This is a genomic window from Streptomyces sp. NPDC037290, from assembly GCF_055603245.1.
Window position 1 is genome coordinate 130,963 of the sequence record NZ_JBVJVZ010000015.1, and the last position, 20,353, is coordinate 151,315.

13 protein-coding genes and 3 pseudogenes are annotated in these 20,353 nt (G+C 73.2%); 12 read left to right on the forward strand and 4 right to left on the reverse strand.

What is annotated here, in order from left to right; translation table 11 throughout:
* Nucleotides 1-34: 34 nt before the first annotated feature.
* From ACZ7HQ_RS35160 to ACZ7HQ_RS35175, 4 genes and pseudogenes are all read left to right on the forward strand, one after another.
* On the forward strand, nucleotides 35-2,758 hold the full coding sequence (locus ACZ7HQ_RS35160) for a protein kinase (protein WP_470998917.1): 2,724 nt from the start codon (nucleotides 35-37) through the stop codon (nucleotides 2,756-2,758).
* A 127-nt stretch (nucleotides 2,759-2,885) separates the two neighbouring features.
* Nucleotides 2,886-4,592: a serine/threonine-protein kinase gene (locus ACZ7HQ_RS35165; protein WP_470998919.1), complete on the forward strand. Its 1,707-nt coding sequence runs from the start codon at nucleotides 2,886-2,888 to the stop codon at nucleotides 4,590-4,592.
* A gap of 108 nt (nucleotides 4,593-4,700) precedes the next feature.
* The gene (locus ACZ7HQ_RS35170) at nucleotides 4,701-6,455 is read left to right on the forward strand and encodes a serine/threonine-protein kinase (protein ID WP_470998921.1); all 1,755 of its coding nucleotides are present in this window, start codon (nucleotides 4,701-4,703) and stop codon (nucleotides 6,453-6,455) included.
* 81 nt (nucleotides 6,456-6,536) lie between these two features.
* Nucleotides 6,537-8,115, forward strand: a pseudogene (locus ACZ7HQ_RS35175) (serine/threonine-protein kinase).
* Between the two features lie 15 nt (nucleotides 8,116-8,130).
* On the opposite strand, the pseudogene ACZ7HQ_RS35180 reads toward ACZ7HQ_RS35175, so the two are convergent.
* Nucleotides 8,131-8,211: pseudogene (locus ACZ7HQ_RS35180) on the reverse strand (helix-turn-helix domain-containing protein); the annotation flags it as partial.
* On the opposite strand from ACZ7HQ_RS35180, the pseudogene ACZ7HQ_RS35185 reads away from it, so the two are divergent.
* From ACZ7HQ_RS35185 to ACZ7HQ_RS35200, 4 genes and pseudogenes are all read left to right on the forward strand, one after another.
* Nucleotides 8,197-8,484: pseudogene (locus ACZ7HQ_RS35185) on the forward strand (MBL fold metallo-hydrolase); the annotation flags it as partial. The pseudogenes ACZ7HQ_RS35180 and ACZ7HQ_RS35185 sit on opposite strands and share 15 nt — an antisense overlap.
* Nucleotides 8,485-8,528: 44 nt before the next feature.
* Entirely contained in the window at nucleotides 8,529-9,404 is an 876-nt protein-coding gene (locus ACZ7HQ_RS35190; protein WP_470998923.1) for a serine/threonine-protein kinase, read from the forward strand.
* Nucleotides 9,405-9,540: 136 nt separating this feature from the next.
* The gene (locus ACZ7HQ_RS35195) at nucleotides 9,541-11,154 is read left to right on the forward strand and encodes a succinic semialdehyde dehydrogenase (protein WP_470998925.1); all 1,614 of its coding nucleotides are present in this window, start codon (nucleotides 9,541-9,543) and stop codon (nucleotides 11,152-11,154) included.
* A 72-nt stretch (nucleotides 11,155-11,226) separates the two neighbouring features.
* Nucleotides 11,227-13,005, forward strand: a complete 1,779-nt coding sequence (locus tag ACZ7HQ_RS35200) for a GMC family oxidoreductase N-terminal domain-containing protein (protein WP_470998927.1) — start codon at nucleotides 11,227-11,229, stop codon at nucleotides 13,003-13,005.
* Nucleotides 13,006-13,614: 609 nt separating this feature from the next.
* Here the strand turns inward: ACZ7HQ_RS35200 and ACZ7HQ_RS35205 are convergent.
* Nucleotides 13,615-13,890, reverse strand: a complete 276-nt coding sequence (locus ACZ7HQ_RS35205; RefSeq protein ID WP_470998929.1) for a chorismate mutase — start codon at nucleotides 13,888-13,890, stop codon at nucleotides 13,615-13,617.
* Between the two features lie 285 nt (nucleotides 13,891-14,175).
* Here ACZ7HQ_RS35205 and guaA point away from each other — a divergent pair, with 285 nt between their 5' ends.
* Entirely contained in the window at nucleotides 14,176-15,756 is a 1,581-nt protein-coding gene (gene guaA / locus ACZ7HQ_RS35210) for a glutamine-hydrolyzing GMP synthase (protein ID WP_470998931.1), read from the forward strand.
* Nucleotides 15,757-15,774: 18 nt separating this feature from the next.
* On the opposite strand, the gene ACZ7HQ_RS35215 is transcribed toward guaA, so the two are convergent.
* Nucleotides 15,775-16,239, reverse strand: a complete 465-nt coding sequence (locus ACZ7HQ_RS35215) for a pyridoxamine 5'-phosphate oxidase family protein (protein ID WP_470998955.1) — start codon at nucleotides 16,237-16,239, stop codon at nucleotides 15,775-15,777.
* A gap of 149 nt (nucleotides 16,240-16,388) precedes the next feature.
* On the opposite strand from ACZ7HQ_RS35215, the gene ACZ7HQ_RS35220 reads away from it, so the two are divergent.
* A complete protein-coding gene (locus tag ACZ7HQ_RS35220) occupies nucleotides 16,389-17,183 on the forward strand; it encodes a class II aldolase/adducin family protein (protein ID WP_470998933.1) in 795 nt (264 codons plus the stop codon).
* Here the strand turns inward: ACZ7HQ_RS35220 and ACZ7HQ_RS35225 are convergent.
* Nucleotides 17,176-18,063, reverse strand: coding sequence for a DUF4429 domain-containing protein (locus ACZ7HQ_RS35225; RefSeq protein ID WP_470998935.1), 888 nt, complete (start codon nucleotides 18,061-18,063; stop codon nucleotides 17,176-17,178). The two genes, ACZ7HQ_RS35220 and ACZ7HQ_RS35225, sit on opposite strands and share 8 nt — an antisense overlap.
* Before the next feature lie 192 nt (nucleotides 18,064-18,255).
* Between ACZ7HQ_RS35225 and ACZ7HQ_RS35230 the strand changes: the two genes are divergently transcribed.
* Nucleotides 18,256-19,536, forward strand: a complete 1,281-nt coding sequence (locus ACZ7HQ_RS35230; RefSeq protein WP_470998937.1) for a hypothetical protein — start codon at nucleotides 18,256-18,258, stop codon at nucleotides 19,534-19,536.
* Nucleotides 19,537-19,731: 195 nt separating this feature from the next.
* Nucleotides 19,732-20,262: a DoxX family protein gene (locus ACZ7HQ_RS35235; protein WP_470998939.1), complete on the forward strand. Its 531-nt coding sequence runs from the start codon at nucleotides 19,732-19,734 to the stop codon at nucleotides 20,260-20,262.
* The last annotated feature ends 91 nt before the right edge of the window (nucleotides 20,263-20,353 follow it).

Here is a 20,353-nt window from a genome sequence, read left to right on the forward strand (position 1 = left end):
GGATGTGACCAACCGGGCGGCCGGGGGAGGCAAAGTGGACGACTACGCGGGTCGGGTGCTCGCCGACCGCTACCGCCTGCCGCTGCCGCCGTCCGACGAGTACGAACTCACCGAGACCCGCGCCTTCGACACCTACAGTGGCCAGGAAGTGCTCGTCCGGCAGGTGCCGCTGCCGGAGGTCGTCGAGGCCGAGGTGCTCGACGCGGAGGGACTTCCCGAGGGCTTCACCGCGCGTGAGCGCGGGGCCGCGGCCCGGCGGACGGCGGACGCCCGGTCCGCCACGCGGCGGCCCGCCGACCCGGCCGTGCGGCGTGCCGTCGAGGCCGCCCAGGCGGCGGCCCGCATCCCCGACCACCCGCGTCTCGACCAGGTCTTCGACGTGTTCGCCGAGGGCGGGTCGCTGTGGGTCGTCAGCGAGCTGGTGGCCGCGCGCCCGCTGGCCGCGCTGCTCGCCGAGAAGCCGCTGTCGCCGTACCGGGCGGCCGAGGTCGCCGCCGACGTGCTGATGGCGCTGCGGGTGCTGCACGGGCACGGCTGGGTGCACCGCAACATCACCGCCCGCACCGTGCTGGTCTGCGACGACGGCCGCGTGATGCTGACCGGCCTCGCCGTCGGCGCCGCGGAGGAGGCGTTGTGCGGGTACGACCCGGTACCGGCCCCTGACGACGTGACGGCTGAAGCCCCGGGCCCGGGCGGCACGGGGGCGGCGGGCACCGGGCCGGGCGCCCGCTCGGAGAGGACCCCGTTCGCCGGCGGGCAGGGCTCTTTCCCCGGTCCGGCCGGTGGCCCCGGCGGCGGGGCGGCCGGAGCGGGACCGGTGCCTGGCGCCGACGTCGATCCCGAGGCCGCGCGCCGGGCCGCGATCCGGGCGCGGGCGGCCGGAGGGCTGCCGGTGCAGGGGGCGAACGGGGTGTCCGGCGGCACCGGAGCGCCGGGCACGGCGGGGCAACGGCCCCTGGACAGCGACGCCGACGTCCGTGCCGCCCGCGCCGGTGCCATCGCCGCCTACCGTGCGGGCGCCCGCGCCGCCGCCCGGGTACAGGAGGCCCGGCAGAGCGGGCCCCCCGCCCTGCCCGGGGCCCGGCCGCCCACCGAGGACAGCACCGGCGGCCCGGCACGGCCGACGTACCCGGACGGCTCCGGAAGCACGCCGCCGCCCGGACGCATCGCCGACCCCTACGGCGTCCAGGGCGCCCCCTGGTACGGCGCCACGCCGCGCCCCGGCACGGCCGACGGCTCCCCGGACCTGAGCGGCGGTCCGCGGCATCCCAGGCTTCCCGCGGCGGACCAGCCCCCCGCCCACCCGCACGTCCCCGGACAGGCACCCGCACCGGCCCACGGGACCGGCACCACCCCTGCCCGTCACGTCGGCGACCTGCCCTCCCAGGCCACCGGCCCCGGCCGCAGGCCCGGCACCATGCCCTCCCCGTCCACCGGCCCCGCCCATCCGCTCCACCCCCCGCTCCCTTCCGGCCGCCCCCGCTGGGACGACGCCGGGGCGGGTGGCCGGCGGGGGCCCGGCACCGCGCTCGCGGCCGAGCGGGCGCGGCAGGTGCGGATGACCGTCGTGGGCCCGGTGACCGAGCGGTGGGCGCCGGAGCAGGCCGGACCCGTGCACGAGAACTGGCAGCTGGCGGCACCGATCGGGCCGTCGACCGATCTGTGGGCGCTGGGCGCGTTGTTGTTCCGGGCCGTGCAGGGGCACGCGCCGTATCCGGAGGAGTCGACGGCCGAGCTGGTGCAGCTGGTGTGCGCCGAGCCGCCCGCCTTCGCCGAGGAGTGCGGCCCGCTGCGGCCGGTCGTGGAGTCGCTGCTGCGCCAGGACCCCACCGAGCGCCTCGACTTCGAGGAGCTGAACGGCTGGCTGCGCTCGCTGGTGCGCTCCGCGCCGGAGCCGGACGCCGGCACCCATGTCGTACCCGTGCCGCCCGCCGATCCGAGCCGGCTGCCGATCGTCCGGCGCCGCGGCGAGCTGGTGCGGCTGCGGCGGCGGCGCGCCGGACTGCCCGAGGCCCATCCGCACGGGCGGCACAAGCGGGCCCGGGAAGAGGAGCGTTCGCCGCGCAGCCTCGGCCGCACCCTGCTCCTGCTGATCCTGCTCCTGCTGGCCGGCGCGGTCGCCTACGCCCTGCTGTTCATGCCCAGACAGGGGGCGACCGGGGCGGCGGGCAGCGACCGTACCGGCACCGCGGGGGAGGCGAGTCCCGAGCCGTCGCACACCCGGCCGCAGCCGTCCTCGGGGCAGGACGCGCCGCAGAGCAGCGCGCCCGCCACCGAGACCCAGACCGGCGGCGATCCGTCCGTCGCCGACGGTTTCACCCTGCGCAAGGACCCGGACGGCTTCCAGGTGGCCGTCGCCCAGGGCTGGGACCGCACCCCGAAGAACGGCAGCGGCCAGGTGGTCTACGCACACGGGAACTTCGAGCTGATCGTCGTACCCGGACGGGACAGCGCCTCGGAGTACGGCAGTGACCCGATGCGCTACCAACGGGACAAGGAACGCGAACTCCAGCCGTACCGGGACTCCAGCTGGGCCACGGCCACCGGGCTGAGAACCATCACGGTGGGCGGACGGACCATGGCGGAGGGGCAGTTCACCTGGACCGACGGGCAGGGCCGCGACCTGTACGTGCGGAACATGGCGATCCTGCTGGACGGCCGCTACCACCTCGTCCAGGTGCGCGGCCCGGAGGCCGAGCGGGACCAGGTGACGCGGCTGTACGAGCAGGCCACGACGACGTACCGCTACACGCGTTGAGCGCCCTGTACACGGGGGCGGCGGCAACCGTCACAGTGCTGTCACCTTGGGACCCCCCTGGTTCCCAGTTGATGGGCCGGTCCTTAATCTGACCCTGTCAAGAGCATTGCGGGGCAACGTGAATCAGATGCAGGGCCTGCTCATAGCGGGCCGCTACCGGCTCGCCGATTCCATCGGCAGCGGTGGCATGGGCCGGGTGTGGCGTGCCCACGACGAGGTGCTGAACCGGACGGTCGCCGTGAAGGAGTTGACCGCCGCGCTCTACGTCTCCGACAGCGACCGGGCCGTTCTGCTCGCCCGGACCCGGGCCGAGGCCCGCGCCGCCGCGCGCATCAACCACTCCGCGGTCGTCACCGTGCACGACGTCCTCGAACACGACGGCCGTCCCTGGATCGTCATGGAGCTGGTCGAGGGCAACTCGCTGGCCGACGAGGTCAAGGAGCAGGGGCGGGTGGAGCCCAGGGAGGCCGCCCGTATCGGGCTGTGGGTGCTGCGGGCGCTGCGTGCCGCGCACTCCGCCGGTGTGCTGCACCGGGATGTCAAGCCCGGCAACGTACTCCTCGGCCGGGACGGCCGGGTGCTGCTCACCGACTTCGGAATCGCCCAGATCGAGGGCGACTCCACCATCACCCGCACCGGAGAGGTCGTCGGCTCGGTCGACTACCTCGCGCCCGAGCGGGTGCGCGGCCACGACCCGGGCGCGGCCTCGGACCTGTGGGCGCTCGGCGCCACGCTGTACACGGCGGTCGAGGGCCGTTCGCCGTTCCGCCGCACCTCACCGCTGGGCACCATGCAGGCGGTCGTCGAGGAGGAGGCCGACGAGCCGCGCCACGCCGGTGCGCTCGGCCCCGTGATAGCCGCCCTGCTGCACAAGGAACCCGACCGGCGGCCCGGCGCGGAGGAGGCGGAGCAGATGCTCGCCGAGGCGGCCGAGGGCCGCCGCCCGCACACGGCCCAGGCGTTCATCCCGACCCAGGGCTCGGGCGTGCACGCCTACGGGGCGAGCACCTCGGGTCACGGTCCCGGACCATCCGCATCCGGTTACGGTCCCACGGGAACCGCCCCCGGCTACGGCCCCGGAGTGCCGGCGGGCCCGGGCCGTTCCACGACCGGGCCGACGGCCGTGGCGCCCACGCCCCCGGGCCCGGCACCCGTACCGCCCAGGCCCCGCCGTCGGCTGCGCACCCTCGCCCTGGTCATCGCCGTCGCCGCGGTGCTCGGCGGTGGCACGGCGGTGGCCTTCCAGGAGTGGGGCGGCGGCTCGGAGCAGGACACCGGGGCGAGCGGGGGCGCGGGCCCGGCCACGACCTCGCCCTCCGCGAGCGGCAGCGCTTCGCCGGGCGGTGACACAAGCGTGCGCGCCGGCTGGGAGGTCCAGCACGACCCGCTCGGTTTCAGCCTCTCCCTGCCCAAGGGCTGGAAGCGGAAGGTCTACGAGCTCAAGGGCGGCCTCAAACAGATCGACTACAGCCCCGACCACGGCTACCACTTCGTCCGCATCGCCGTCAACGGCTCGCCCGACTACGCCGACGCCTACCACCACCAGCTGGACCTGGAACAGCAGTTGGAGCGACTGGTCGACTACAAGCGTGTGGTCCTGAAGCCGAACATCTACCGCGACCGCAGCGGCTCGGTGTGGGAGTACACCTGGTACGCGCTGAAGAAGGACGAGCCGCACATCCCCGGCCCGCGCCACGCGATCGAGGAGACGTACTTCTCGCGGTCCGGCACCGAGTACGCCATCTACATGTCCACACCGGAACAGGACTGGGCGAAGACCAGCAAGCAGTTCAGGTGGGTGCTGCAGGGCTGGCAGGAGCCGGCCGCCGGCTGACGGGGGCCGACGCGGCCGTTGACACGGCCGAAACCGGCTGGTCGATCGGTCCGGCTTGGCTGATCGGCGCCCCGGAGCGGGCGGGTCCGGTGAGGCATGATGGGGCCCATGGGGACCGAGAGCGCCGACTTCCGGGTGATCGCGGGCCGTTACCGCCTGGAGGCACGCATCGGGCGTGGCGGCATGGGCGTCGTATGGCGGGCCCTCGACCAGGTGCTGGGGCGCCGGGTCGCGGTCAAGGAACTCCTCCCGGACGACTCCCTCTCCGAGGACGACGCGCGGCGCCGCCGGGACCGTACGTTCCGCGAGGCCCGGGCGGTCGGCAGGCTGCGGCATCCGCACATCATCGTCGTGCACGACGTGGTGGATCACGACGAACGCCCTTACCTCGTCATGGAGTTGGTCGACGGGACCTCGCTCGCCGACCTGATCTCCCGGCAGGGCCCGGTCGACGCCGCCGAGGCCGCGCGGATCGGCGTCGCGCTGCTCGGGGCGGTGCGCACCGCGCACGAGGCAGGGGTGCTGCACCGGGACATCAAACCCGCGAACGTCCTGATCGAGAGGGGCACCGGCCGGGTCGTGCTGACCGACTTCGGCATCGCGCAGGTCGCGGGCGCCACCACGCTCACCGAGACCGGGTCCTTCGTCGGCTCGCCCGAGTACACCGCGCCGGAGCGGATGTCGGGGGTGCGCACCGGCCCCGAGTCCGACCTGTGGTCGGTCGGCGCGCTGCTGTGCACGGTGCTCAGCGGCGAGTCGCCGTTCCGGCGCGACTCGCTCGGCGGCATCCTGCACGCCGTCGTCGCCGCCGAGATCAGGCCACCCGACGAGGCCGAGCCGCTGCTGCCGGTCGTACGGGGGCTGCTGGAACGCGACCCCGACCGGCGGCTCGGCGCGGCCGAGGCCGAGCAGATGCTGCGGACCTTCCTGGAGACCGGCCGCACTCCGGAAGCACCGGACACCCCGGGCCCCACCACTCCCGGTCTCGTCCACCGGATCGGCGGGGGCCGCACGCCGAGGTCCGGTGCGGCGGGCGGACGTACGGAGAGGTCCGACACGCCGGGGAACCTCGGGTCCCAGGCCGGTCCGCCCCACCCGCCGACCCGGCCTGACCTGCCACGCGGCGGCCCACCTGAGGTACCGGCCGCCTCCGAACCGGCGGCGCAGCCCCAGCCCCAGGCCCGGCCGTCGTCCACGCGCGGCGTGCTGGTCGCGGCCCTGCTGGTCGCCGCGCTGGCCGGGGCCGGCGTGTCGGCGGCGGCGCTGCTGCTGCACCGGGACGGCGGCGGGGGCGGCGGCACGCCCGGCGGCACGGCGACGTCCCCGGCGACCGGTACCGGTACGCGCCCGACCGCACCCCCCACTCCCACCACCGCCGGCCCGACACCCACCGGCCCCGCCTCGACCGGCCCGCCCACCGCGCCCTCCGGTTACCGCACCGCGCGGGACCCGGCCGGCTTCTCCCTCGCTGTACCGGCGGACTTCACCCGCAGTCCGCAGGGCGAGCGCGTCTTCTACCTCTCGCCCGGCGACACCTTCCGCCTCGGCGTCAAGGCCGCCGATCCCCAACCCGGCGGCCCGCCGGGCGTCATGGAACGGTCGGCCGCCAAGGGCCCGTCCACCAACCCCGGTTACCGCGACGGCCGGGTCACCCGCACCACGCACCACGGACACGCCGCCGCCCTGTGGGAGTTCACCTGGGACGGCTTCAGCGCGGCGGAGGGACCGCGCCACACCTACGACCTGTGCTGGGAGGAGGCCGGGCGGTTGTACGACGTGTGGGTGTCGGCGCCGGTCGGCAAGGTGCGGGAGGCGCGGGAGTACTTCGACGTGGCGGTCGACACCTTCCGGGTGGGCCCCTGACCCCGGCTGCTCGGTCACGGGTGGGTGACCGGTTCGCGTTCCCTGTGGCTGCGGGCGCCGGTGGCGCGATATGGATGGTTCATGAGCAGTGAGGGGGGCGTCGGTCAGGGCACCGACGACACGACGAGTTTTGTTCTGCAACCGCCGCAGCCGCAACCGGACAAGCTGATCGCCGGCCGGTACCGGCTGCTCGGCAAGCTGGGCCATGGCGGGATGGGGACGGTGTGGCGGGCCAAGGACGAGACGATGGACCGTGAGGTCGCCGTCAAGGAACCCCGGATACCGGACCACCTTCCCGAACGGGAACGCGCCAACGCCTTCGAGCGCATGCGCCGCGAGGCCCGCGCCGCGGCCCGCCTCGACCACCCGGCGGTGGTGAACGTCCATGACGTGGCGGTCGTCGGCGGGCGGCCCTGGATCGTGATGGAGCTGGTGCACGGACGCACCCTCGGCGACGTCCTGCGGGAGGGCACGCTGGGCGCGCGCGAGGCGGCCCGGATCGGCCTCCAGGTGCTCGGCGCGCTCGAGGCGGCGCACGCGGCGGGCGTCCTGCACCGGGACGTCAAGCCGGACAACGTCCTGCTCGGCCGGTACGACCGGGTGGTCCTCACGGACTTCGGGATCGCGCAGATCGAGGGCGACACACGGCTCACGGACACCGGCGGCTTCGTCGGCTCGCCCGAGTACATCGCACCGGAGCGGGTGCTGGGGCAGCGGCCCGGCCCGGCGAGCGACCTGTGGTCCCTGGGCGTCCTGCTGTACACGGCCACCGAGGGCGTCTCGCCGTTCCGGCGCAGCAACACCCCGGCCACCCTGCAGTCGGTGCTCAACTCCACCCCGGCCGCGCCCGCCTCCGCCTCCGGTCCGCTGGCCGAGGTCATCGACGGGCTGCTGCGCAAGGACCCCGCGCACCGGCCGCCGGCCGACCGGGTCCGGGCGCTGCTGGAGGACGCGGCGCGGCCCCCGGCGCCCCCGGCACCTCCGGCACCTCCGGTACCGACGCAGCCCGGGCAGACCGTGCCTCTCGCCGTCCCTGCCCGGCGCCTCGGCCGCACGGCGTGGCTGGGCGCGGGCGCGGCACTGGTCGCGGCCGCGGTGACGGCGTACCTCGTCCTCGCCGACCCCTTCGCCGGCCCGCTGCCCGACGGCTGGGCGAGGAAGCCGGAGGCGAAGCTGGGCGCCACCGTCGCCGTGCCCGCGGCCTACCAGGCCGTCAGGCCCGACAAGGACGCCACCGACAAGAACTGGGTGACCTACGAGGACCCGAGCGGCACCGTCTGGGTCGAGTTGCACGTGGCCCGGCGGGCGGACGACTCGCTGCACGAGATCAAGAACAGCGCGCGGTCCCAGATGTACGCCGACGACGAGAAGTTCCGTACCGACGGCGAGTACACCCTGAACATGCCCAAGGGCGCGCGGACGCACCCGGACGACACGGCCACGTACCACGGCAGGCAGGCCGCGAAGAACACCGTCGGCTACACGACCGACGACAGCGACCACCCGCGCCCGCGCGAGATCCAGGTCTTCTACTACCGCACCGGCGCCGGAGACATGTACACGCTCACGATCGGCTACCCGGGCCCGAAGCGACTTCACGGCGCGCGGCCGGGAGGTGGCCGGGGCGGCGATCGCCAACGTGGACATCAGGAAGCCGTGACACGCGAGTGTCGAGGCTCCGGTACCGGCCAGGGGTGATCCCGAACTCCCGGCTGAAGGCGTGCGAGAGGGCGCAGGGGCTGCCGTACCCGGTCACACCCCCGGCTCCTCCGTCCTGCGCGTCGAATCCCGGGGTGAGCGGGCCGTGTTCGTCGGGGACCTGCTGCACAGCCCGGTGCAGATCCTGCACCCCGAGTGCAGCAGCTGCTTCTGCCTCGACCCGCGGGAGGCGGCCGCGACCCGGTCGCGGGTCCTGGAACGTGCGGCGGCCGAACGGGAGTTGGTCGTACCCGTCCACTTCGGCGGTGCCGGCGCGGTGGAGGTGCGGAAGGCCGGACAGGGCTTCACCCTGCACCGTTGGGCCGCCTGACCCCCGCTTCGACAAGGGCATGGTGCGCACGGTACTCATGTGACATGAGTGGAGACGGCGAACACCCGCCCGACGCACGTCTGATCGGCGGCCGCTACCGGCCGGCCGGACGCCTGGGGTCCGGCCCCACCGGGACCGTCTGGCGGGCCCGGGACGAGCAGGGGCAGGGACGCCGGGTGGCCCTCAAGGAGCCGCTGCTGCCCGGTGATCCGGCCGACGACGAGGAGAGCCGCCGTATCGCCCACCGGTTCTACCGGGAGGCCCGTGCCGCCGCCCGGGTGCGCCACCCCTCGGCCGTCACCGTCCATGACGTCGTCACCGAGGGCCATGTCCCCTGGATCGTCATGGAGTTGGTGGAGGGCGAGTCGCTGCGGGAGGTCCTGCGCCGTGGGCCCCTGCCGCCCGCCGAGGCCGCCCGCGTCGGGCTCGCCGTGCTCGGCGCCCTGCGCGCCGCGCACGCCGTCGGCATCGTGCACCGGGACGTCAAACCGGCCAACGTCCTGCTGGAGTCCGGCACCGGACGGGTGGTCGTCACCGACTTCGGCACCGGCGACGGACACCCGGGGGACGCGCCCGCCGGATTCGTCGCCCCCGAGCGCGCCGCGGGCCCCGGCGCCGGGCCGGCCTGCGACCTGTGGTCCCTCGGCGCACTGCTCCACGCCGCCCTGGGGGACACGGTTCCCGGGCCGCTGCGCCCCCTGCTGGAGCGGCTGCGCGCGGACGAGCCCGAGGCGCGCCCCGGCGCCGAAGAGGTCACGGCGGCCCTGCGGGACTACCTCGGGCTCACGCCCGCACCGGACCCGGACCCGGCGCCGGCCGTCGCCCCCGAGCCCTCCCGGCCCGCACCTGCCGGACCCCCTCGCCGCACGCCGCGGACCGCGCTGGGGCTCCTCCTCGCGAAGAAAGCCGGACTCGAATGATCGTTCTGCGTGCGACTCCTTCTCCGCCCTGATCAGCACATTCTCCGCCAGTGATCACTGGCAGTGTGTGAGCACTCGGTGAATCCCCGTTACCGACGGGTACACAAAGGCTCCGCCCCGGCATACCCTGCGCGTCATGACGGACACGCAGGCCCCGGACAGCACCGGCACCAACCCGTACGCGCCCGCCCCCGAAGGCGCCCGCACCGCCGCCGACGTGGTCACCCCGGAACTGGTGGCCCAGCTCACCAAGGGCGTCGTCGGCTCGGGCCGTACCGCCAACCACACCCCGTTCACCGGCGAGAAGCTGGCCGACCTGCCCGAGTCCACCCCCGAGGACGTACAGAAGGCCTTCGAGGCGGCTCGTGCCGCACAGGCCGTGTGGGAGAGGACCCCGGTACGGCAGCGGGCCGCCGTCCTGCTCCGCTTCCACGATCTGGTGCTGCAGCGCCAGGCCGAGGTGCTCGACCTCATCCAGCTGGAGACGGGCAAGGCCCGGCTGCACGCGCACGAGGAGGTGCAGGCCGTCGCCGTCGCGGCCCGCCACTACGGCCGCAAGGCCCCCGTCTACCTGCGGCCCAAGCGGCACACCGGCGCCGTGCCCACGCTCACGAAGGTCACCGAGCTCCGCCACCCGCGCGGGGTCGTGGGCCAGATCGCCCCGTGGAACTACCCCCTGGAACTGTCCGTCGGCGACGCGCTGCCCGCCTTCGTCGCCGGCAACGCGGTGGTGATGAAGCCGGACACCGAGACCTGCCTGACCGCTCTGTGGGCCCGTGACCTGCTCATCGAGGCAGGACTGCCCGCCGACGTCTTCCAGGTGGTGCTCGGCGAGGGCCCGGTCGTCGGCCCCGAGGTCGTCAAGCACGCCGACTACGTCTCCTTCACCGGCTCCACCCGCACCGGCCGTGAGGTGGCCCAGGGCGCCGCCTCCCGGCTGGTCGGCGTCTCCCTCGAACTCGGCGGCAAGAACGCCATGCTGGTGCTGGACGACGCCGACATCGAGAAGGCCGCCGCCGGCGCCGTACGCGCCTGCTTCTCCTCCGCCGGACAGCTCTGCATCTCCATCGAGCGGCTGTACGTCCACGAGTCGATCGCCGACGCCTTCCTGGAACGCTTCGCCGCCCGCACCAGGGCGATGCGGCTCGGCAACTCCCTCGCCTACGGCGCCGACATGGGCTCGCTGGTCGGCGAGCGGCAGCTGAAGACCGTCGAACGGCATGTGGCGGACGCCGTCGCCAAGGGCGCGACGGTGATCGCGGGTGGCACGGCCCGCCCCGACATCGGCCCCTACTTCTTCGAGCCGACCGTCCTCGACGGCGTCGAGGACTCCATGGCCGTGTGCGAGGAGGAGACCTTCGGCCCGGTCGTCTCGGTCTACCGCTTCTCCTCCGACGACGAGGCGGTCGAACGCGCCAACGCCACGCCGTACGGCCTCAACTCCTCGGTCTGGACGACCAGCGCCCGGCGCGGCCGGGAGATCGCCGCCCGGCTGCGCACCGGCACCGTCAACGTCAACGAGGGTTACGCCCCCGCCTACGGCAGCGTCCAGTCCCCGATGGGCGGCATGAAGGACTCCGGCCTCGGCCGTCGCCACGGCTCCGAGGGCATCCTCAAGTACACGGAGGCCCAGACGGTGGCCCAGCAGCGGCTGTTGCCGATGGCGCCGTCGCTGGGCATGACCGACGAGAAGTACGCGGCGTTCATGACCACGAGTCTGCGGCTGATGAAGGCATTCCGGTTCAGGTAATTCCCTAGGGGCGCGGGGAACTGCGCGACCAACCACACACGGCCCGCACGCGACACTCAACGAGGAGACCCCGTGCCCCAGGACGCTTACGACTACGACGTCCTCGTCATCGGCTCCGGCTTCGGCGGATCGGTATCCGCCCTCCGCCTGACAGAAAAGGGCTACAAAGTCGGCGTGCTGGAGGCGGGACGCCGTTTCACCCGCGAGTCCCTGCCGAAGAACTCCTGGGACCTGAAGAACTACCTCTGGGCCCCCAGGCTCGGCATGTACGGCATCCAGCGCATCCACCTGCTGGGGAACGTGATGGTGCTGGCCGGCGCGGGCGTCGGCGGCGGTTCGCTCAACTACGCCAACACCCTCTACGTACCGCCGAAGGCCTTCTTCGACGACCCCCAGTGGCGGGACATCACCGACTGGCAGGAGGAGCTCAAGCCGTACTACGACCAGGCCCAGCGCATGCTCGGCGTACGGCTCAACCCGACGATGACCCCCTCCGACGTGCATCTGAAGGCCGCGGCCCGGCGGATGGGCGTCGGTGACACCTTCCACCTCGCCCCGGTCGGCGTGTTCTTCGGCGACGGCAAGGACGCCGACGGGAAGGCGCGGGCCAGGCCCGGCGAGCAGGTGGACGACCCGTACTTCGGCGGCGCCGGCCCGTCCCGCAACGCCTGCACGGAGTGCGGCGAGTGCATGACCGGCTGCCGGCACGGCGCGAAGAACACCCTGAACGAGAACTACCTCCACCTCGCCGAGAAGGCGGGCGCGGTGGTCCACCCCATGACGACGGTCATGTCCGTCACGGACGACTCACGGGGCGGGTACGCGGTGGCGACCCTGCCGACGGACCAGCGGAAGAAGGGCCGGGGCCGGACCTTCACCGCGCGCCGGGTCGTCCTCGCGGCCGGTACGTACGGCACGCAGACCCTGCTGCACCGGATGAGCGCGGGCGGCCAGCTGCCGTACCTGTCGAAGCGGCTGGGCGACCTGACCCGGACCAACTCCGAGGCACTGGTCGGTGCGCAGACCGACAACCGCCGCTACCGCAGGGCGACCGGTGAGCCGAAGGCCGACTTCACGCGGGGCGTCGCGATCACCTCCTCGATCCACCCGGACGAGAACACCCACATCGAGCCGGTCCGCTACGGCAAGGGCTCCAACGCGATGGGCGGCCTGTCGATCCTCCAGGTGCCGTACGCCGAGGGCTCCTCCCGGGCGCTGGCCTGGCTGGCGAACGCGGCCCGGCACCCGCTGCTGGTCCTGCGCTCCCTCTCCAACCGGCGCTGGTCCGAGCGGACCATCATCGGCCTGGTCATGCAGTCGCTGGACAACTCCCTGACGACGTACCTGAAACCGGACGGGGTCGGCAAGGGCCTGCTGACCGCCCGGCAGGGCCACGGCGCCCCGAATCCCAAGCAGATCAGGGCCGCCACCGAGGCCGCTTCCGCGCTCGCCACCGAGATCAACGGCTTCGCGGGCAGCAACGTCGGCGAGCTGATGGGCACCCCGCTCACCGCGCACTTCCTCGGCGGCTGCCCCATCGGCGACTCGCCCGAGACCGGGGTGATCGACCCGTACCACCGTGTCTACGGCCACCCCGGCATCTCGGTCGTGGACGGCGCCGCGGTCTCGGCGAACCTGGGCGTGAACCCGTCGCTGACGATCACCGCACAGGCCGAGCGTGCGATGTCCTTCTGGCCGAACAAGGGCGAGGAGGACGCGCGGCCGGCGCCGGGAGCGGCGTACGAGCGGCTGAAGCCGGTGGAACCGCGCACCCCGGCGGTACCGGCGGAGGCCTTCGGCGCGCTGCGCCTGCCGTTCCTGGGGATGCCGGCGGTACCCCCGAAGAACTAGCCCGGCGGACGCACGAGGCCGACGGGACACGCGAAGCCGACGGGACGCAGGAAGGGGGACCTGCATCCCCCTCCGAAGGCAGGTCCCTCTTGCTGCTTCTTTGATTCGGCAGGTTTGATCGGCGAAGGCCGCGAAGGGTTGCTTCGCGCGCGCCGAATATTCGTGTGGCGTGGGTCACAGGCATGGTGGGGGGCGGCGGGCACACCGAAGGGCCCCGCGGGACGGAGAGGCCGCGGGGCCCTTCTTCGGTCAGCACCGACGTCAGGGCAGCGTCGGTGCCTGGGTGCGGCGCCGGGGGGTTGCGCCGCTGGTTCTGGTGTATGTGGGCAGTTTTTCCGCCGGCCGGCCCCGGGCGTCCCCGGAGCCGGCCGTTCTCTTGGGTGACCGGACTGCTGTCCCCTGCCGTCCGGTCACTTCCCTGGAGCGGGGTCCCACGGCGCACGGCACGACCCGTACGCCTCACCGCTCCAGCGAGCCACGCGTGGTTCTGTCGGGCCCGCCCCTGGCTGGCACGGACACCCCGCTCAACGAAGCGGTACGGGCGCCGGTCACGCGCCGTACGGGTGAGACGGCGCTCGAACTCAGATACGGCCGCTCAGATACGGCCGCTCAGACACGGCCCCGGCACAGCTCCAGCAGGGTCATGGCGAGGCCGGTGCCGGGCTTGCCGAGGGCCTCGCGGTAGCGGCCGAGGATCTCCATCTCGCGGGAGAGGTTCACCCGGCGCCCGCCGGAGGCGATGCGGGTCTGCTGGACGACGGCGGAGACGGCCATCCGCTCCTGGATGAGACCGATGATCCGGTCGTCGAGCACATCGATGCGCGCCCGGGCGTCGGCGATGGTCACGTCCGGAGCAGCGGTCTCCCGCGGGGTCGTGGTGGTCATGTCGGGGCTCCTGGTGAAGGTGGCGGGGACGCCCCGGAACGGCAGGACCCGGAAAACGACAGGCGCCCCGGGCCTTGTCGGCCCGGGGCGCCTGGGAAGTCGCTTGGCGTTGGCTCAAGCAGCACGACCATGGCAGCCGGCGGGCCGGATGCCATAGGTAAAGAAGCGGGTCGTCTGCGTGAGCATGGGGCCAGTATGCCACGGCGAAGTCCAGGGGAAGCCCTTCGCGCCCACACCGTTAGACTCGGTAGCACAGACCCCCGCCCGACCACCAGAAGGCACCCCGTGTCATCAGCGACTTCGCCTGCCGCCACCCCCGACACCGTCCTGGTCGTCGACTTCGGCGCGCAGTACGCCCAGCTCATCGCCCGTCGCGTCCGCGAGGCGCGGGTCTACAGCGAGATCGTGCCGAGCACCACGCCGGTGAAGGAGATGCTCGCCAAGAACCCCGCGGCGATCATCCTCTCCGGCGGCCCCTCCTCGGTGTACGAGACGGGCGCCCCCACCCTCGACCGCGAGCTCTTCGAGGCCGGCGTCCCCGTCTTCGGCATGTGCTACGGCTTCCAGCTGATGGCACAGGCCCTCGGCGGCACCGTCGACAACACCGGCGCCCGCGAGTACGGCCGTACCGACCTGCACGTCTCCAAGAACTCCTCCACCCTGTTCGAGGGCACCCCGGCCGAGCAGCACGTGTGGATGTCGCACGGCGACGCGTGTTCCGCCGCCCCCGAGGGCTTCGCCGTGACCGCGTCCACGGACGTCGTCCCGGTCGCCGCGTTCGAGAACGACGAGAAGAAGCTCTACGGCGTCCAGTACCACCCCGAGGTCATGCACTCCACGCACGGCCAGCAGGTGCTGGAGCACTTCCTGTACCGCGGCGCGGGCCTGAAGCCGGACTGGACGACGGGCAACGTGATCGAGGAGCAGGTCGCCGCGATCCGCGAGCAGGTCGGCGACAAGCGGGCCATCTGCGGTCTGTCCGGCGGCGTGGACTCCGCGGTCGCCGCCGCCCTCGTCGCACGGGCCATCGGTGACCAGCTGACGTGCGTGTACGTCGACCACGGCCTGATGCGCAAGGGTGAGACCGAGCAGGTCGAGAAGGACTTCGTGGCCGCGACCGGCGTCAAGCTGGTCGTCGTGGACGCCGAGGAGCGTTTCCTGACCGCGCTCAAGGGCGTCTCGGACCCTGAGGAGAAGCGCAAGATCATCGGCCGCGAGTTCATCCGTGTCTTCGAGCAGGCGCAGGCCGACATCATCGCCGACGAGGGCCCGGCCGTGGAGTTCCTGGTCCAGGGCACCCTGTACCCGGACGTGGTCGAGTCCGGCGGCGGCACCGGCACCGCGAACATCAAGTCGCACCACAACGTGGGCGGCCTGCCCGAGGACCTCGAGTTCAAGCTGATCGAGCCGCTGCGCAAGCTGTTCAAGGACGAGGTCCGCATGGTCGGCCAGGAGCTGGGCCTGCCGGAGGAGATCGTCCAGCGCCAGCCGTTCCCGGGTCCCGGCCTCGGCATCCGTATCGTCGGCGAGGTCACCAAGGAGCGTCTGGACCTGCTCCGCGACGCCGACGCCATCGCCCGCGAGGAGCTGACCGCGGCCGGCCTGGACCGCGACATCTGGCAGTGCCCCGTGGTCCTGCTCGCCGACGTGCGCAGCGTGGGCGTCCAGGGCGACGGCCGCACCTACGGCCACCCGATCGTGCTGCGCCCGGTGTCCTCCGAGGACGCCATGACCGCCGACTGGTCCCGGCTGCCGTACGACGTCCTCGCCCGCATCTCGACCCGGATCACCAACGAGGTCCGGGACGTCAACCGCGTCGTCCTCGACGTCACCTCGAAGCCGCCGGGCACCATCGAGTGGGAGTAGTCCCGCTGTTCCTGACGGTCATGTCCGCTTGAGAGTGCGCACCGGCTCTCCGGGCTTCCAGACCTGGACGACCAGATACCTGTCGTCCTCGACGTAGGTCCGCACGACCTCCGTCAGCTCGGTGCGGAAGAGGTGGAACGGCTGCGGCGGTTCCACCTCTTTCACGTACCAGGCCTTCCGCGCGTCCCCGGCCTCGCACGCCCGCCCGGCGATCCGTACGTCCCCGCCGGCCGTGTCCGTGCCGTCCCCGGGGTTGGCCTGGAGCACGAAGCGCGGATCGCGGCGCAGATCGAGCGCCTTGCGGGAGCCGTCCATCATGCCGAGCCACAGCTCGCCCGCGCGGAAGTCGGCCTCAAGGCCGGAGGTGCGGGGCGAGCCGTCCTTGCGGAGGGTGGCGAGGACGTGATGGCGGAAGGCACCGAAGCGCCCCTCGACCAGCTTCGCCAGCTCGGGTTCGGCGGAGGCGAACCCCGCCCAGTTCATGCGTGTCATGCGCGCCAGTCTCCCCGGCAAACCGGACAACCTCTGTCCTGTATCCGTCGCGTACGTCATCTTTACAAAACAGCCCTGCCTTTTTGCGCTGACCGGCGGTAACTTCCGGCGCGTACAGCAATCCGCCCGCTGGAGGACCTATGCACGGGCCCACCCCGCCCCTGCCGCTGCCCACCGACCAGCTGCAGTTCGCCATGCCGCCGATGCACGAGTCGGTGGAGGACGAACGCCGGCACCGCAAGGAGCGGCTCGCCGGAGCCCTGCGGATCTTCGGACGGGCCGGGTTCGAGGACGGGGTCTCCGGGCACATCACCGCCCGCGACCCGGAGTTCTCCGACTGCTTCTGGGTCAACCCGTTCGGGATGCCGTTCAAGCACGTCACCGTCAGCGATCTCGTCCTCGCCAACCAGGACGGGCAGGTCGTCGAGGGCCGCTACCACGTCAACCAGGCCGCGTTCACCGTGCACGCCCAGGTCCACGCCGCCCGCCCGGACGTCGTCGCCGTCGCGCACTGCCACTCCGTGCACGGCCGCGCCCTCGCCGCGCTCGGCGAGCTGATCGACCCGATCACCCAGGAGAGCTGTGCCTTCTACGAGGACGTGGCGCTCTACGACGCGTACACCGGCGTCACCGTCGACGTCGAGGAAGGCCGCCGGATCGCCGGTGCCCTCGGCTCCCGCAAGGCGCTCGTGATGCGCAACCACGGGCTGCTCACCGTCGGCGACTCGGTGGACGCGGCGGCCTGGTGGTTCATGTCGATGGAGCGGTCCTGCCAGGTGCAGCTGATGGCGAAGGCGGCCGGCCGCCCGGTCCTCATCGACCACAAACTGGCCGTCGCCACCCGCGAACAGCTCGGCGGCGACCTGGTGGCCTGGATCAACTACCAGCCCCTGTGGCAGGACATCAGCCGCACCGAACCGGACCTGCTCAGCTGAAGCCCCTGAGCACGGCTGCCTTCGTCCGCGCGAACTCCTCGTCCGTGAGCACGCCCTCCCGGTGCAGTTCGCCCAGCTCCCGCAGCCGGCGCAGCAGGACGTCATGGTGACCGGCCTGCCCGGGCACCGCCGTCCGCTGCCCGTCCCGGCCGTCGTGGGCCGTGCCCGTACGGGTGGAGGGATGCGGCAGCCGGGCGGTGACGGCCGTCGCGACCAGCGCGGTCAGCAGATCGCGCCGCACGCTGCCCCACAGGTCCAGGGTGTAGGGATCCCGCTCGGGCGGCAGCTTGGAGAACACCGTCTCCGGGGTCACGAACCGCAGAAAACCGTCCTCGTAACCGGAGTTGGGCAGCCACTCCACCTGCACCAGGTCGCCGAGCGCGATGATCCGCGGGCCGGTCGCGCGTTTGACCCGGTCGGAGGTGTCGGCCCAGTCGATGCGCACCTGCGTGCCGTCGAAGGAGACCGTGCCGTCGGAGGACCGCACCGACACCGGCACCGGCGGGCCCGGCAGCAGATAGCCGGCCGTGGGCTCCCTGGGGACCCGGTCGAGGAGCACGGCGTGCCGGATCTCCTCGGCGACGTACTCCGCGACCCCACCGCGGTCCGCGTCCACCGTCAGCCGGTAGGGATCGGCCGCTTCCGGCAGCCGCCCGCCGGTCGCCTGGAGCAGCGGGTCGGCGCCCTCGCGCAGCCGCATCCGCAGCCGGCCACGCCCCCGCTCGGGTTCGTAGACGACGTCCGAGACCGCCTCCAGGGGCACGGAGATCTCCCCGTACGTCTGCCGGAACAGCGGCACGCAGCGGTGCAGTCCGGGGGTGATCCGGATCGTGCTGCCGTCGAAGGCCCAGGTCCCGTCCCGCTGGATGATCTCGGCCATACGGAAATTCTCGCAGCCGGGTCAACACAGCGGCCCGTACTTCACCCGCCGTGACCCCCCGCCCGATGGCCCCGGGCGGCCCGCCGTAGGGCACAATTCGCTGTCGACGCAGGGGAGTTGCGCGGCGGCGATCCGTTCCGACCAGGGACCGCCGGCCGTGCCGGAAGGTCGTGGGGAAGGCGGGCGCCGGGCGTGGCGGTGCAGGAGGCGAGACAGGGCACGGATGCCGTCGGGATACACGAGGGCGGCTGCGCCTGCGGGGACTGCCCGCACGGCGCCCGGGAGGGACACCGGCGGGCCGTCGCCGCGTTCCTGCGGCTGCGTGACGAGTACGCGGCCGGGCAGGGCCTGCCGGCCGCCGTGGCGCACTCCGCCTCGGCGTCCCGCCAGTGGGTCTCCGAGGAACTGACCGAGCGGGCGGAGGCCGTCGCCGACCGCGGCCGCGCCGAGGGCACGGCCTGGCTCGCCCGGCTGTGGCGGCGCACGGTGTGCGCGGTGTGGGGCGCGGTCCTCGCGCTGCTGCTCGGCGAGGCGCTCACCGCGGTCGGCGCGGGCTGGACCGGCGCCCGCACCGCGGCCCTGGCCGCCGCGCTCGTCGTCGCCGGCACGCTCAGCGCGGCCTCCTGGCTGCACCGGGCGCGCGGCGGGGCGCTCGCCCCGGTGATCGGTGAGGACAACCGGATGTCCACCTCGCGGACCGTCGCCGCCGGCTGGGTGCTCCTCGTCGGCTACGCCGTCCTGCTGCTGGCCGCCCGGCTGGCCGCCGCCTCCGACCACGCCGAACGCGACGCGCTGATCTCGGGCCTCGACCTCGCGCGCGGCGCCGGCGTGGTGACCGTCCTCGCCGTGGTGTGCGGCATCGCCGTCCTGGTCCGCCGGGTGGTGAGCCTGCGCATTCTGGCGCAGCGCCTGCAGAAGGTACCGGCGCACCGGCCGCGCGCCGCCGACCTGCTCACCGACGACTCCGGCCGGGGCGCCTTCGCCGACATCCAGTACGTCGCCATCAGCGCCGTCGCCCTGCTGTTCGCCGCCGTACGGCTGGCCCGCCGCCCCGACCAACTGCCCGACCTGCCCTGGGGGCTGGGCGTGGTGGTGCTGGTCTCGGCCGCGACCTACCTGGCCGGCAAGTACGCGGAGGGCGGCCGACCGGTCGTCCTCTCCGTGGTCCGCGCCCGCGAACCCGGTGACCTGGACGGGCCGATCCGCACCGGCGACGACATCGAGATCCGCGGTGCCGGCTTCGTCCCGCCGGGCGCACAGACCGCCGAGCGCCTCTCCCGCATGGTCGTCCGCATCGGCGCGGTCGACGTCCACGTACCGCTGGTCCCCGTCACCGGCGGCTTTCGCAACCCCACCGACAGCGTCCTGACCGTGCCCGTGCCGGCCGACGTCGAACCCGGTGCGGTGGAGGTGCAGGTGGTCACCGCGGCCGGGGTCGCGACCAACCGGTGCATCGTCCAGGTGACCGAGTGAACGGCGCCGGCGACCGGACGGCGGCGAGGCGATGACGGGAACGTCCCGCCGGTGATACCGGCCGATCCCGTTCGGCCTCGGGGCACGAGGCGCCGAAATCCGGAAAAACATCCGCGAGGGGATTGAACCGCTCCCCCTCGTCATACGTATGGTCAAGTGAGGGGCGTTACGGCGGGCGAGAGGCGGCTGGCGACGATGACCCACGGCATCCGGACGGACACGCACACCACCAGGCTGAACGGCCAGCGCGGCTGGCGTGCCTCCGCCACCCAGTACGCGCTTCTGCCCCTCCGGGTCTTCCTCGGCGTCACCTTCATCTACGCCGGCCTGGACAAGCTCACCGACAGCGCCTTCCTGAAGTCCGGCGGCTCCGGGTCCATCGGCGACACCATGCGTGCCGCCCGCGACTCCGCCGCCATCCCGGCCCTGGTCGACCTGGCCCTGAAGGCCCCGGTCGGCTTCGGCTTCGCCATGGCCCTCGGTGAACTGGCCGTAGGCATCGGCACCCTGATCGGTCTGCTCGGCCGGCTGGCCGCGCTGGGCGGCGCACTGATCTCGCTCAGCCTGTGGCTCACGGTGAGCTGGGCGACCACCCCCTACTACTACGGCAACGACCTCGCCTACCTGATGGCCTGGATCCCCCTGGTCCTCGCCGGCGCCCCCTACCTGTCCGTCGACTCGGCCTGGCGAGCGCGGCGCCGACAGTCATTGGGCGGCTACCACTAGGGCGCGTATCGAGTCGTGATCAATCAGCGGGTTTCACTGTCTCGGCGGGGCACCGACGCCGACCCTCCAGCCGTGCCAGAGGACCCGCTGA

What these genes read in the sequence shown, in the direction of transcription:
- ACZ7HQ_RS35165 (WP_470998919.1), top strand. Translation starts at nt 2,886, where the DNA reads ATGCAGGGCCTGCTCATAGCGGGCCGCTACCGGCTCGCCGATTCCATC.
- ACZ7HQ_RS35170 (WP_470998921.1), top strand. Translation starts at nt 4,701, where the DNA reads ATGGGGACCGAGAGCGCCGACTTCCGGGTGATCGCGGGCCGTTACCGC.
- ACZ7HQ_RS35190 (WP_470998923.1), top strand. Translation starts at nt 8,529, where the DNA reads ATGAGTGGAGACGGCGAACACCCGCCCGACGCACGTCTGATCGGCGGC.
- ACZ7HQ_RS35195 (WP_470998925.1), top strand. Translation starts at nt 9,541, where the DNA reads ATGACGGACACGCAGGCCCCGGACAGCACCGGCACCAACCCGTACGCG.
- ACZ7HQ_RS35205 (WP_470998929.1), bottom strand. Translation starts at nt 13,890, where the DNA reads ATGACCACCACGACCCCGCGGGAGACCGCTGCTCCGGACGTGACCATC.
- ACZ7HQ_RS35215 (WP_470998955.1), bottom strand. Translation starts at nt 16,239, where the DNA reads ATGAACTGGGCGGGGTTCGCCTCCGCCGAACCCGAGCTGGCGAAGCTG.
- ACZ7HQ_RS35220 (WP_470998933.1), top strand. Translation starts at nt 16,389, where the DNA reads ATGCACGGGCCCACCCCGCCCCTGCCGCTGCCCACCGACCAGCTGCAG.
- ACZ7HQ_RS35225 (WP_470998935.1), bottom strand. Translation starts at nt 18,063, where the DNA reads ATGGCCGAGATCATCCAGCGGGACGGGACCTGGGCCTTCGACGGCAGC.
- ACZ7HQ_RS35235 (WP_470998939.1), top strand. Translation starts at nt 19,732, where the DNA reads ATGACCCACGGCATCCGGACGGACACGCACACCACCAGGCTGAACGGC.